14 protein-coding genes and 4 pseudogenes are annotated in these 13153 nt (G+C 55.0%); 2 read left to right on the forward strand and 16 right to left on the reverse strand.

Annotated features, from left to right (window positions below; translation table 11 throughout):
* Positions 1-48: 48 nt before the first annotated feature.
* The 4 genes from ehuA to ACR3ES_RS21970 all read right to left on the reverse strand — a co-directional run bounded on the left by ehuA (position 49) and on the right by ACR3ES_RS21970 (position 3137).
* The gene (gene ehuA, locus ACR3ES_RS21955) at positions 49-813 is read right to left on the reverse strand and encodes an ectoine/hydroxyectoine ABC transporter ATP-binding protein EhuA (RefSeq protein ID WP_170437357.1); all 765 of its coding nucleotides are present in this window, start codon (positions 811-813) and stop codon (positions 49-51) included.
* Positions 814-869: 56 nt separating this feature from the next.
* A complete protein-coding gene (ehuD, locus tag ACR3ES_RS21960; RefSeq protein ID WP_480424523.1) occupies positions 870-1541 on the reverse strand; it encodes an ectoine/hydroxyectoine ABC transporter permease subunit EhuD in 672 nt (223 codons plus the stop codon).
* A 10-nt stretch (positions 1542-1551) separates the two neighbouring features.
* Complete coding sequence (gene ehuC / locus ACR3ES_RS21965) at positions 1552-2217, reverse strand: ectoine/hydroxyectoine ABC transporter permease subunit EhuC (RefSeq protein WP_170437314.1); 666 nt, start codon at positions 2215-2217, stop codon at positions 1552-1554.
* A gap of 65 nt (positions 2218-2282) precedes the next feature.
* Positions 2283-3137 (reverse strand): transporter substrate-binding domain-containing protein, encoded by an 855-nt coding sequence (locus tag ACR3ES_RS21970; RefSeq protein ID WP_170437312.1) that lies wholly within the window; start codon positions 3135-3137, stop codon positions 2283-2285.
* A 155-nt stretch (positions 3138-3292) separates the two neighbouring features.
* On the opposite strand from ACR3ES_RS21970, the gene ACR3ES_RS21975 reads away from it, so the two are divergent.
* Positions 3293-3766: an Lrp/AsnC family transcriptional regulator gene (locus tag ACR3ES_RS21975; RefSeq protein WP_170437310.1), complete on the forward strand. Its 474-nt coding sequence runs from the start codon at positions 3293-3295 to the stop codon at positions 3764-3766.
* A 91-nt stretch (positions 3767-3857) separates the two neighbouring features.
* Here the strand turns inward: ACR3ES_RS21975 and ACR3ES_RS21980 are convergent, their stop codons facing one another.
* From ACR3ES_RS21980 to hisI, 6 genes and pseudogenes are all read right to left on the reverse strand, one after another.
* Positions 3858-4250, reverse strand: coding sequence for a hypothetical protein (locus ACR3ES_RS21980; RefSeq protein WP_480424524.1), 393 nt, complete (start codon positions 4248-4250; stop codon positions 3858-3860).
* A gap of 18 nt (positions 4251-4268) precedes the next feature.
* Positions 4269-4388 (reverse strand): hypothetical protein, encoded by a 120-nt coding sequence (locus ACR3ES_RS21985; RefSeq protein ID WP_480424526.1) that lies wholly within the window; start codon positions 4386-4388, stop codon positions 4269-4271.
* Positions 4389-4425: 37 nt separating this feature from the next.
* Positions 4426-4859, reverse strand: a pseudogene (locus ACR3ES_RS21990) (IS5 family transposase); the annotation flags it as partial.
* A 203-nt stretch (positions 4860-5062) separates the two neighbouring features.
* A pseudogene (locus ACR3ES_RS21995) lies at positions 5063-5208 on the reverse strand (IS5/IS1182 family transposase); the annotation flags it as partial.
* 263 nt (positions 5209-5471) lie between these two features.
* Positions 5472-6641, reverse strand: coding sequence for an iron-containing alcohol dehydrogenase (locus ACR3ES_RS22000; protein ID WP_170438222.1), 1170 nt, complete (start codon positions 6639-6641; stop codon positions 5472-5474).
* A 27-nt stretch (positions 6642-6668) separates the two neighbouring features.
* A complete protein-coding gene (gene hisI / locus ACR3ES_RS22005; protein ID WP_170438220.1) occupies positions 6669-7043 on the reverse strand; it encodes a phosphoribosyl-AMP cyclohydrolase in 375 nt (124 codons plus the stop codon).
* Positions 7044-7372: 329 nt separating this feature from the next.
* On the opposite strand from hisI, the gene ACR3ES_RS22010 reads away from it, so the two are divergent.
* Positions 7373-7810 (forward strand): hypothetical protein, encoded by a 438-nt coding sequence (locus ACR3ES_RS22010; protein WP_170438218.1) that lies wholly within the window; start codon positions 7373-7375, stop codon positions 7808-7810.
* 131 nt (positions 7811-7941) lie between these two features.
* Here ACR3ES_RS22010 and ACR3ES_RS22015 read toward each other — a convergent pair.
* The 6 genes and pseudogenes from ACR3ES_RS22015 to ACR3ES_RS22040 all read right to left on the reverse strand — a co-directional run bounded on the left by ACR3ES_RS22015 (position 7942) and on the right by ACR3ES_RS22040 (position 13019).
* Positions 7942-9059 (reverse strand): annotated as a pseudogene (locus tag ACR3ES_RS22015) (IS3 family transposase).
* A gap of 58 nt (positions 9060-9117) precedes the next feature.
* A pseudogene (locus ACR3ES_RS22020) lies at positions 9118-9270 on the reverse strand (transaldolase family protein); the annotation flags it as partial.
* A 133-nt stretch (positions 9271-9403) separates the two neighbouring features.
* Positions 9404-9976: a GTPase gene (locus tag ACR3ES_RS22025; protein ID WP_170437288.1), complete on the reverse strand. Its 573-nt coding sequence runs from the start codon at positions 9974-9976 to the stop codon at positions 9404-9406.
* 53 nt (positions 9977-10029) lie between these two features.
* A complete protein-coding gene (locus tag ACR3ES_RS22030) occupies positions 10030-10812 on the reverse strand; it encodes an ATP-binding cassette domain-containing protein (protein WP_480424527.1) in 783 nt (260 codons plus the stop codon).
* Positions 10812-11882: an ABC transporter permease gene (locus ACR3ES_RS22035; protein WP_170392953.1), complete on the reverse strand. Its 1071-nt coding sequence runs from the start codon at positions 11880-11882 to the stop codon at positions 10812-10814. The genes ACR3ES_RS22030 and ACR3ES_RS22035 overlap by 1 nt, the downstream gene beginning before the upstream one ends.
* A 117-nt stretch (positions 11883-11999) precedes the next feature.
* Positions 12000-13019: a sugar ABC transporter substrate-binding protein gene (locus tag ACR3ES_RS22040; protein ID WP_170437285.1), complete on the reverse strand. Its 1020-nt coding sequence runs from the start codon at positions 13017-13019 to the stop codon at positions 12000-12002.
* Positions 13020-13153 lie beyond the last annotated feature (134 nt).

The raw sequence follows: 13153 nt of genomic DNA on the forward strand, positions 1-13153 counted from the left end.
TTTGAGTTCAATGGCCCGGCTGCTCAGCAGGGCGCGATTTCGCTATATTCAGTTGGCGTCCAGCACGGCGTGCAGGAACTGTTTGGTTCTTTCGTTTTGCGGATCGCCGAACAGCTGATCGGGCGTACCTTGCTCGGCAATTTTTCCTTCATAAAAAAAGCAGACCCTGTCAGATATCTCGCGCGCGAAACCCATCTGATGGGTCACCATGATCATGGTCAGATTATGCTCGCTGTTGAGCGAGCGGATAACATTCAGCACCTCGCCAATCACCTCGGGGTCAAGAGCCGAGGTTACCTCATCCAACAGCATCACCTGCGGCCGCATCGCAAGTGCCCGGGCGATTGCCACCCTTTGTTGCTGTCCTCCGGACAGACGCGAGGGGTGCTGGTCTTTCTTGGCGCTCATGCCGACCATATCCAGCAGGTTCAATGCCCGTTCCTCAGCCTCTTCACGGCTCAGCCCAAGCACCTGCATCGGGGCCTCGATACAGTTCTGCAGAGCTGTCATGTGTGGAAACAGGTTGAATTGCTGAAAGACCATCCCGATCTCCGAGCGCCGATCGTGCAGGTGTTTTTCATTTGCAACCACCAGACCATTGCCCTTGGGCATATGGGTCAGCGGCTGACCGTCGACATATATGACGCCGTCGTTGATCCCCTCCAAGGTCATCAGGACGCGCAGAACGGTGGTTTTTCCAGAACCCGATGGGCCGATGATCGACACCATTTCGTTCCGAGCGATATCGAGATTGAGCTGATCCAAAACGGTGAGCGCCCCGTAACTTTTGGTCACGTCGGCAAATCGCACCATTGGGCTTCCCTCTGGAAGCGATTGGGGATGAAGAGTGTCAATTGTCATCATGTGCCTCAGTGATTTGCCTTGCCCTGCGCCCGGTTAACGGCGGCTTCGAGGCGTCTGAGCCCCATGGCGGTTGGGAGTGAGATGATCAAGAAGATGAAACCGACCATCGTGTAAGGTTCCAGATATCGATAGGTTTCCGCGCCCAGCGCGTTTGCTGTGTGCATCAGTTCGGCCACTCCAATCGTGGCCAGAAGCGGCGTATCCTTGAAAATGCCCACCAGATAATTGCCCATGCCAGGCAACGCGATCGGGAAAGCTTGCGGCAGAACGATCCGGCGATACGTATAGGACGGGGAAAAATTCAACGCCTTACAGGCCTCCCATTGCGATTTTGGAACGCCCTCAAGTGCGCCGCGATAAACCTCCGATAGATAGGTGCCAAAATGCAGTCCGATGGTCAGCATACCGGCTGTCCACGCCGAGAGTTTTATTCCAAACTGCGGCGCCACAAAGAAGACAAAGAAGAGCTGCACCAGCAGCGGTGTGGACCGCACAAACTCGACGACCTCACGCACAAGGATATTGACAACCTGGTAGGGGGTCCTCTGGCCCAGCATCAACACAAGGCCAACGACGACCGCAATCAAGTAGCCAACACCTGCGGCCAAAAGCGTGTTGCCTGTCGCCCACAGCATGCGGGGTAGAATTTCCCAGGCAAATTCCCAACGCCATTCCATCACAGCCTCCTCATGCTTTGCCAACCATGCGCGCGGCGAGAAACTCCAGCCACCGCAGGAAAGGGATCAGCGCAAAGCGCGCCATGACATAGTAAACAACCAGAGCCGTCCCAAAGACTTGTGCCGAAAGCCACGTCGTTGCATTGATCTGTTTGGCGACAAACATCAGGTCGACCACGGTGATCAACGCCACAAGGGCCGTCGCTTTCAACAACTCAACCGTCAGGTTGGCTGCCGGGGGCAGGATCAGTGGGAAGGTCTGTGGAATGATGATCCGTCTCATACGTGCTACCGGAGACATATTCAGCGCCAGAGCCGCCTCGTACTGACCGCGCGGCACCGATTGAATGCCACCCCGTACGATTTCGGCGCCATAAGCTCCGAAATTCATGCCTAAAGCCAGCACCCCCGACACAAACGGCGTCAGCGTGACGCCCATGAGCGGCAGAACATAGTAGATCCAGTAGAGCTGCACCAACAGCGATGTGCCCCGGAAGAACTCGATGTAAACTGTTGCAGTTCCTTGAATGGCAACGTTTGATGACAGGCGCATAAGCCCAAAGATCATCGAGATCACAACCGCAAGGAGCGTCGCACATATCATGACCATAATGGTCGTGCCTGCACCGCTCGCGAGTTTTGGAAGGAACTCGGACAAAAACTCTATGTAACTCAAGAATGGTCTCCAGTAGTTGGCACCGAGCGGGGGGAGAGCCGCCCGGTGCCTGCCTCACGAAAAACTTAGCGGTTTGCGCAAGCGTATTCGGTCGAGGCGTCGTCGCCCGGCAGCTGGAATTCGGTGTACCCATAGGGTTCAACTGCTTCCATCCACTTCTCTCCACCGATCACCTTGGCCATCGCCTCGTTAAAGGCGGCCAAAAAGTCGGTGTCGGAGTGACGCATACCAATGCCGACCCAATTCTGGGTCCATTCCGGCATGTCTGCGGGATCGGTCACTTCGAACTGGCCGTTCGATTTGTCGACATGTTCCTTGGCGCCAAAGAAGGTCTGTACCGCCGCATCTGCGCGGCCCGCTTTCATCGCAGCCAGGATTTCGACTTCACCCGCCACCAGCATCATCTGGTCTTCTGGTACGCCCTCTTTCTTGGCCGCTTCAACCGTGTTGAACCCGGCACCCGTCACCAGAGTTGCACCGGTTTTGACCACGTCCTGGTAATTGTGGATGCCTTGCGGATTTCCCGCCGGAACGAGCATCGCATCCCCGAACAGACCGATCGGATCGGAAAAGTTGATGTTCTCACAGCGGCTCTTCAGGATGTACATGCCGCCCGTGATTATATCATACCGATTGGCCTGAAGTCCGGGGATCAGGCCGGACCACTCATTGACCGAGGTTTCGTAATTGGAGATCCCCATCTCTTCGAGAACAACCAGCGTCAGCGCATTGACGAAACCCAGAGGTTCGCCACTTTCACCGGGATAAGCCCAAGGGATCGCCGTTGCGAAGCCCAGTCGAATCGGCTCACCTGCATTGATACGATCAGTTAGCTCGTCCGCCGTCGCGGTCGATGCGACTGACATGATCGTCACTGCCCCGATCACGGACAGTAGTTTGGATTTCAGGTCAAATTTCATTTCTTTTCCTCTCTGATTGGCTTAGCTCTGATGCTCTCTTGGGATACGTCACGTTGTTCGCGATCTCCTTTTTATCTTTACGCCAACATCCCGCTTTATTTTTTTCATAATTTGCATCACCATGATGTATACAACTCAAAAAAGCAGAAATTCTAATGCCAAAAGATCATCAAGACCTGTTACCGGTGGATCGCGCCATCCTGCGAATCCTGCAAAGAGATGCCAGCTGCCGTTTGACCGAGATTGCCGAAGAGGCCGGGGCGTCGATTGCAACCGTCCAACGTCGCGTAAAACTATTGCGAGAAAACGGTGTGATCGACGGCGAGACAATCTTGGTCAATCCGCAAAGCGTTGGTCAGGGCATGACCTTTCTCATTCTTGTCGAGTTGGAAAGAGAGCGTCTGGACATCCTTGACGCGTTTCGCCGCAAGATCGCCGCAGAACCCCAGATCCAGCAATGCTATTATATTACGGGCGAGGCTGATTTCGCGCTGATTGCACTGGCCGAGGATATGGACGAATATCAGGCTTTGATCCAAAAGCTGTTTTTCGACGACAAGAATGTAAAGCGTTTCAGGACGTCGGTAGTCATGGATCGCAGCAAGGTATCACTGAACGTAAAGGTTTGACCAACCGACAAACCGGGTGAACTCTGCGCCTGTGGTCGGAGTGTACAGTCAGGCCCGTTGGGGTCTTTTGCTCTCAGGCTATTTTTGCCGGTCAAAGCGGATTTCTCGTTTCCTCTAGTCGCATACCCAAGCCTTCCAGAATACGCCTTCGGGCCATAAAAACATGGTTTCTTGCGGCCAATCCCAGCCCGATCGGGTCCTCTAGGCTTATTAAACGCCTGAGTTCATCCAATTCGTTTGAAACCGCAGTAATTACCTCCTCCCAGTCAAGCGCTGGCAGTGAGACCAGCCACATGCGGGAGGTTTGAAAGAAGAGCTTCAGCATCGTGTCGCGTAACGTGCGATTGGTAATGAGGTCTGTTAACCCGGTGTAGTAGAGGCTGTTCGCCCGGCCAAATCCGACCACATCACCAGCCTGAACAGATTGAAAGCACGCTTTATATTCGGCAAATCGCTCCACCGTCCCGTCAGGAAACGGAGACACAAAGAAGTCCCCCGCAGACTACCAAAGTATCATGCGAACTGTAAAAATCTCTACCAACTCGCGCGGTTCGATCTCTGAGACGATGTTGCCGACACCGTGTTTAACAAGCAGAAACCCATCATGTTCCAAGGTCGTCAAAACATGCCGAATCGGCGTCCGGCTGATGTTGAATTCTGTCGCAGATGGCGTGCAGCTCTAGTGTTCATGCCGCCTTTCGTGCGTCCGATCAGGCGTCCACGTCCCCCTTTTTCACCGCAAGACTGGATGCCGTGCGACGCGCTTTGAGATATGTGGCATCAATCATGACAGTCTTTTCTTCGCCGTGCTCAGCGGCCAAACCCACCATCATCTGCGCAAAGATGCCCTGTTCGTGGCGGCACTCGAACCAGTGGCGTTTGCCACTCACCTCCACCGCTTCCAACGATTGTAGAGCGTCTTGTGCGGGCCATACGCGGAGGGTGCGTCACGCCACCGTAAGCCATTGCGATTGATGAAGATAATCCCGCTCAACACTCGCCGGTCATCAACCCGAGGCCTCCCATGGGATTTCGGAAAGAAAGGCTCAAGACGCACTATCTGCACATCCGTCAGCCAGAATAGATCAGACATGTCATCGCTCGTTTTTTGAACCGTGAATCACGCTGCCAAACAGAAATCAATGGGTCCTGAGCCTAGGCCAGCGCGCCTGCAGCGAAGGTTTGATTCCTGCGGATTCTGTGGAAAAACACCCGTTCGCGAACGCAAAATATGGGCGCCGGAAAAGGGAGTGAACGCCTTTCCTGTAAGGCTTTGTGCGATTGCTGCGGTGCGAGAATGACCTTGGCCAGTTCGCGGAGTTTTTTTGGGCAGTAACGGCGACGAGGAATTCGTCATTTGCGCCACATGATCCACGTAATCGAAGCCGCCCCAACCCGAGGATGTGTTTCAGGTGGGCAAAGAACATCTCGACCTTCTTCCGTATATTGCACGTAGCTATTTGGTGATGTCGATATGTTGGCGTGTCCATCTAGGCCTAAGGCACGCCGTTGTGCGCCCGTCGAAGTGGCCGTTCGCTACATGAGCAAAACCAATATATATATGCCACTCAAAAATCGCGGACAAAACTGGAGTTGCTGGATTGAACAAACGATAGCTCAAAAAGTGGCTGTCAGACAGAGACGCTCCCTAGCAAACAGTATCAGCGTCATGGACGGCCTGCACCGACCGTCCAACATGACGCTTCTATGGTGTAATCGCTGCCTGCGGTAGGCGCGTCATCATGCATGCGATTTCGTCCAAATCCCCGTCTGTTATAGGGCAGGCTGCGTTTTGCGACATCGCTCGGTTGGCAGTGTTTTTCATTTCCGCGGCGAGTTCCGTTGCCGCAACATGGGAACATTCGAGAGGCAATATCGCAGGTATTTCGCAGGCGCGCATGAGCTCGTTGAATCTGGCTGGCAACGCATCAGCTGTCACGGCTCCACCAAGGGCTTGAGCAGCAAGACCATACTGTTCCGAACCTTCCGGACGGGCAATCAACCACGGAAGGCTGACCTCAAGCGCGAGCCCAGTTGCCAACCCATGGTGAATCCGCGCTAATGATCCCAGTGCGTGGCTGATGTTGTGCCCCATATGCGTATTGCAGTTGTGCAATGCCAACCCCGCAATTGTGCTGCCCCAAAGGACACGCCCTCGCGCCTCGATATCCGCTCCATCTGAAACAGCGCGCGGCAGGGCATCAACCAGAATTCGAAGAGCCTCCAGACCGTAGAGCTGCCCCGCCGGGCTGGTGGTACGCGCGGTTGAACCCTCCAGTGCATGGGCGACGGCATCTATCCCGGTCCAAGCAGTGAGATTGGGCGGAAGGCTCAGCGTCAACTCCGGATCAAGCACGGCCTGTGCAAACATCAGCTCTTCGCCGAAGTACCAGTTCTTCAGACCATCCGGCGTCGAGACCACCGAAGTGCGTGTCACCTCAGAACCGGTCCCAGCCGTTGTTGGGATCGCGATTGCGGGCAATCCGTTCTGCGGCAAGGGACGCGCAGCCAAAGCGAAGCTGCGCGCAGGATGGTCGCTGTTTGCAAGGGCTGCGACCAGCTTGGCTGCGTCCATGGCAGCACCGCCGCCAAGCCCGATGACAGTTTTGGATTTTGCTGCGCGGACACGCGCAGACAGATCGTCGATTAAGGTCTCCTTGGGCTCACCAGCCACTTCTGCCGCAAGTACGAACGTCAGACCCTTTGCGGTCAGGTCCTGTGTCAGTCGATCTGTGATACCCAGATCCGCAAGCACCGCGTCCGCGATGACAAAGACAGGCCCACCACCCAAATCCGCGACGATGTCCGGAACTTTCGAAATGCGCCCGGCCCCGAATGTAACCGGAGGCATCCTGCCCATGTTAAACGTCTGCATCACGACCTCATTCGAAGCTGGAAACTGTCAAAACCGAATTATTGGACGCGAGAGCTCGACCCTGGCGCCATCTCTTACTGCTGCATAGAAACAGCTTCTTCGAAAGGTGTGGCAGGCCGGGCCCGTTTGATCAACGATCAAAAGCAGACAATCGCGGTCGCAGTCAAATCGCAGGTCGATGAGCTTTTGAATATGACCCGACGTATCACCCTTGCGCCAAAAAGTTTCCCGAGAGCGGGACCAATACACAACACGACCTGTCTCTATTGTCTCTCGGATCGAAGCCACATTCATCCAGGCAAACACAAGAATTTCACCCGAGTCGCCGTCCTGAGCGATGGCTGGGATCAGTCCACGCTCGTCAAAGATCAAACTTTCTATATCAAATGCGGTCATCGTCATTCTCGCTCTCATCCTGAGATACGCGGCATTTTGAGTTTGTCTCGCCTTAGCTGCGGAAGGTTTCAGTTTGGACGACACTAGACATGTTCGAAGGTGGCAACAGACCCTTTCGGGACACTTGGGGTATAACGCTGTCTTTTGAGCGTCAGTGTGTGCAGCTAGTCGAGTCGGCGCCAAAACGCAACTCCATTTGTTACAAATAGATGTTGTCGGCTGGCTGCCAGATGCTTTATGTGATTTTGCTGAGATTTATCGCGACAAGCGAAACAGCCGCACAAGCCTTAAAGTGAACAGGAGGAAAGAAGATCTCAGAACGCAGTTTTGAACCCATGACCAAAGCTGAGGTCATTGCCGCACAACGGGCTTGGGCCAAATATGTCACCGAGCAAGACTTGGATCGGCTTTTGGATCTTTATGACTTCGGCGACGCCGACGAGCCTTTGTTGTTCAAACCGACACTGGCGGATGTGATCCGCTTGGACCGCGAAGGCGCACGCTCCTACTTCATCGGCGGCAACCCGGACTACCCGCAGGACACAGGTTTCCTGAAGCGCGGGTGGGTCAAAGTGGAATTCCAAAGCGCCGTGGGGCCAATCCTCAAAGCGGGCGGCATGGGATACAAAGACATGGGGCATTACACATTCGTCGATCAAGACGGTAACGCAACCCGTGCCGACTATACCTTCGCCTATCACAAGCTTGACGGGCGTGTTTTGATCTCACTTCACCATTCCTCGCTGACATGGTTTCCGCCGGTCGAGGAGTGACGGGCATGCGGCCTTAAATGGTCTTTTGGATCGGGCCTCCCGCAGAGCCAGAGTTCCACTCGCGCTGCGCAAGGCGATCAGTTCATTCAGACACGGGTTTATTCCGGCACGATCACTGTCCAGCCCCAATTCTATGGGCCAGTTTTGAGCAAGGTTTCTGGAACGGGCGGTCGCATGTTTAGAGCCTGATGGGGTCTGACACGATTGTACTGTCTAAGCCAGGTATTGATGACGATCTGAGCCTGTTTGGTGGTGTGGAACCATTCTGCGTTGAGGACTTCCCGGCGCAGAGTGCCATTGAAGCGCTCGTTGTATCCATTCTCCCAAGGTGATCCCGGGTAGATTTGGATCGGCTTAATGCCCACCTTTCTTAACCAGGTCTGCAGGGCCGTTGCGATGAACTCCGCGCCGTTGTCGGAACGGATGTGTTCGGGCTTCCCGTGCCGCAATAAGAGTGGGTAGAGCGCATCCAGCACGTCTGCGCTGTTCATCTTCGGCTTGACCGCTACGCAGAGCGCCTCACGGGTATACTCATCCAGCACCGTCAGCATCTTGTAGCTCTGTCCGTTGCTCAGCTTGTCGTGGACAAAGTCAATGCTCCAGATGTGATTGGGATGTTGCGGTCGGAGCCGGATGATCGAGCTGTCCTTGTGGTACAGCCGTTTGCGTTTCTTGTGCCGTTGTGGGAGCTGCAAGCCTTCTTCGCGCCATAGTCGTTCGATCTTTTTATGATTGACTGCCCAGCCTTCGACACGCAGCAGCTCGGCGACCTTGCGGTAGCCGTAGCGCCCATACCGTTTGGCCAATCGGATCATCGCCAGACGTAACGCCTCATCATCCTTTGGCGCTGCGCGGTATTGCAGCGTGCTCCGCGCCAATCCAATCACGCGACAGGTGCGCCGTTCAGAGGTTGCCAGCTTTTGTCGGGTGTGGACCACGGCCTGACGAAGCTGGTCTGCCGTCAGGCCTTTGGCTTTAGATAATCAAGGCTCTCCTTGAGAATGAGTTTGTCCAGTTCAAGCTCAGCCACGATTTTCTTGAGCCGATCATTCTCTTTCTGCAGCGCCTTCAGATTGGCCATCTCAGATCGTCCCATCCCACCAAACCGCTTGCGCCATGTGTAATAGGTCGCATCACTGACACCAGCCGTTCTGCACGCCGTCGCGACATCCGAACCAGATGCCAGGCCCAGCTCAATCTCGCGCAAAAGCCGCAGAATATCTTCGTCCGAATACCGTTTCCGCGCCATCAATCCCGTCTCCAAAACTAAGCCAACTGTGGCACAGTTTTAGGGGGCCAAGACACGTATCCGTCAGAGTACAAATTTCTTCAATGACCTCTTTGAAATCGCGACCGGACTTGGCGATCAGGCTTGGATTGGTGGTCACGCCATCCAATAATCCGAAGCCTATCAGGTCTTTGATGTCGCTTACTTCTGCAGTGTCCACGAAGAGTTTCATGAGGTTTCCTCATCGCGTATGGGGTGACTTGGATTGCACCTGAAGCTGTCCAAAGGCACTGCATCAAGGGCTGGCTGAAGCCAGTGGCAGGTTCAGAATGCGTAGCGCATCCCGAATTCGGTGTAGCTCTGGCTCAGTGTAAGATCCGCTTTCCGGCTATCACGGATGACACGTTCAGCGTTGGGCAGATCGTTCGTTTTGCGCGTTGCAGCGCGATTTGCGGGTCAAACCCATGCTTGATCCAGCGGTGCTGTAACCTGCTTTCGAGTTCTTGCAGTGTGGGGCTGACAAAAACCGTTGCGGTGTAAACGTCCTCCAACGCCCTCCACGGGTTGCTTTTCATCAAAAGGTAGTTCCCTTCTACAACCACAGTCGGAGTTTCAGGGTGCACCGCAATCGCATTGGCGATGGACAGGTCCATTTGACGGTCGAACTTGGGATGAAAGGATTCATATCGCGCTAATTTCAGCGCCCTAATTGCTTTACAAAAACCAGCTGCATCGAACGTTTCCGGTAAGCCTTTTTTGGCCCGCAAGCCTCGCGTTTCCAAAACGCGATTGTCCAAATGGTAACCATCCATTGGCACAAGCGTGGCTGAAGGAACCGCCGAGCTCTGTTGCGTGTTCAGCGATTGCACAACGGCTTTCGCCAAGGTCGATTTTCCGGATGCAGGGGGGCCGGCGATTGCAACAATCGTCCGAACCACAACCTGCCTCCGGGAGGATATCAGATCGCAAACGTGATTTGCATCCTGCTCGATCACACGGCGTCCTCTTTTGGAGGTTCCTTGGCACCCGTCATGAAGGCCACGGCGTCGGACATCGTGTAGTCCTTGGGGTCGATCGTACAAAGACGTTTGCCCAGCCGGTGCACATGGATCCGATCGGCGACTTCGAAGACATGCGGCATGTTGTGGCTGATTAAAATGATCGGAATGCCACGCGCCCGCACGTCCTGGATCAGCTCAAGTACCTTGCGGCTTTCCTTGACGCCCAAAGCAGCCGTCGGTTCGTCCATGATGATAAATTTGGTTGCAAAGGCAGCGGCACGAGCAACGGCAACACCTTGGCGTTGGCCACCAGAGAGAGTCTCAACCGCCTGATTGATCGACTGTACAGTCATCAGCCCAAGCTCGGTCAGTTTTTCACGGGCGAACTTCTCCATCGCTGGACGGTCAAGCTTACGCATGTATTTGCCCATGAACCCCTGTTTGCGGATCTCGCGCCCCATGAACATGTTGTCCGCGATCGATAGGGCAGGAGACATAGCAAGCTGCTGATAGACAATCTCGATTCCCATGCTCCGGGCGTCGATCGGAGAGGTGAAGTTGACCTTCTTTCCTTCGATCAGAATCTCGCCCTCATCCGGTATTGTTGCCCCGCAGATCGCCTTGACGATGGACGATTTGCCCGCGCCGTTATCACCGATCACCGCAAGGATTTCCCCCTGGCGCAGTTCGAAATCAGAATGGTCGATAGCGGTAACGTGACCATAGCGCTTCACGATCCCGCGCCCTTGGACGACTGGCGTTGTGTCTGACATCAGCCCGATACCTTTCTGATCCACTGGTCGACGGCGACCGCCGCGATGATGAGAAGCCCGATGAGCAGGAAGGTCCACTGCGCATCTGCGCCCAGCAGCCTCAGCCCCAGCGTAAACACGCCGACGATCAGTGCTCCGAACAACGAACCAAGAATGGAGCCTCGCCCGCCGAACAGTGAGATGCCGCCAATCACAACGGCGGTAATGCTCTCAATATTGGCCAATTGGCCGGAGGTCGGCGAGACTGATCCGATGCGCCCGATCAAAGCCCAGCCGGCAAAAGCACAGATCAAACCGGATAACATATAAACGGACATCAGCGTTCTGTGCACGTTCACACCGGAGAGCTCGGCCGCCTCAGGGTCATCCCCCACCGCGTAAACATGCCGCCCCCAGGCCGTGTGTTTGAGCGCGTAAGCCAGCACGAAAATCAGAACGAGCATGAAGATCACGCCAACCGTGAAGGTCGCGCCACCGATGCTGAATTTGGTGCCAAAGAATTGTAGGAAAGGGGCATTTGCCTCGATATCTTGACTGCGAATGGTCTCGTTCGCGGAATAAAGGAAGTTTGTCGCCAGAACGATCTGCCACATCCCAAGAGTGACGATGAAAGGGGGCAGTTTCACACGACTGACCAGCCAACCATTGAGAGCCCCGATCAGCGTTCCCATCGCCAGTCCACACATAACCGCAATAGGCACGGGGATGCCGTATCGAAAGGTGAATTGACCCATGATAACGGATGAAAACACCATGATCGCACCGACGCTCAGGTCGATGCCGGCGGTCAGGATGACAAGGCTTTGCGCAGCGGCCACGATGCCCACGATCTGAACCTGCTGCAGGATCAGTGTCATCGCAAAGGGAGAGAAGAACTTGGACCCCAGCAGAAGGCCGAAAATTACGATCGCGCCAACCAGAACGATCAAGGGCACAAAGGATGGATTGACGTGGAGAAGATGCTGCAACTTCCCCAGAACACCACGCCGGTGATCTTCAAACTCCGCAACGGTTTCTGACGCGTTGGCGGCGGTTTCGAATTCCTGGGCGTTTTGGTTTGCTTCAGACATATCTCCCCCTTTTCGTGGCTGGCGTCGCGTCCACGAACTCAGTTTACAGGAAGTTTCGGTTTGCAGGCGAATGGATTGATGAGGCGCTGTGGCGCGCCTCATCCAGAAATGCTGAGATTAACCCCAGCAGAGATCCAGGCCTTCTGCGACCGATAGCGACTCGACCCCATCAACCGGCTGGTCGGTGATGAGCGCGACGCCCGTGTCATAGAAGTCCTTGCCGGGCGTGTTTTCAGGCTTCACGCCCTCTTCGGCCCATTTCTTCACGGCCTCAACACCAAGTGAGGCCATCAACAGCGGGTATTGCTGGCTTGTTGCGCCGATCACACCGGCTTCGACGTTTTGGACACCAGGGCACCCGCCGTCGACCGAAACGATCAGCACGTCGTTTTCACGCCCGATGGATTTCAGCGCCTCATATGCACCCGCAGCAGCCGGCTCGTTGATCGTGTGAACAACGTTGATCGATGAATCCTTGGCCAGAAGGTTTTCCATCGCGCGGCGTCCGCCTTCCTCGTTGCCGTCGGTCACGTCACTGCCGACCAGACGCGCATCGGTTTCGTCACCAATTACATTCGGGTCCGCCAGTTCCACGCCGAACCCGTCGAGGAAACCCTGATTGCGCAGAACGTCCACCGTCGGCTGGCTGACGTTCAGATCCAGTGTCGCGATCTTGGCATCGGCTGCTGCGTCACCCATTTTGGCTTTGGCCCATTGACCAATCAGCAGTCCGGCTTTGTAGTTGTCAGTCGCGAATGTCGCGTCCGCCGAGTCAATCGGGTTAAGCGGCGTATCCAGCGCAATAACCAGAACACCCGCATCCCGCGCCTGTTTGACCGCAGGAACGATCGAGCTGGTATCAGATGCCGTCAGCAGAATGCCTTTTGCGCCATCAAGAATGCAGGTTTCAATGGCCTGGACCTGAGTTTCATGGTCCCCATCAACCTTGCCAGCAAACGCCTTGAGCGTCATGCCCAGCTCTTCTGCCTTGGCGGTCGCGCCCTCCTTCATCTTGACGAAGAAGGGGTTGGTGTCGGTCTTGGTGATCAGGCAGACTGTTTCACCCGCCGCATGCGCAGATACAGCCGCCAGTGTCAGCGCAGTCGCGGATGCAGCGAGCTTGAGTAGATTTCTCATCTTGTCCTCCCAGAAAATTGTTGTTGCCCCGCGCGGAATAGCGCCAGGGCGCGCCTCCATCCTCCAATGAAGGTCCTATTCAAGAAACCGTGATTCTAGCCTCTGTGTCAATAAATAAATAAAGTTTATTTATT

The organism is Ruegeria sp. B1 (genome assembly GCF_056535885.1).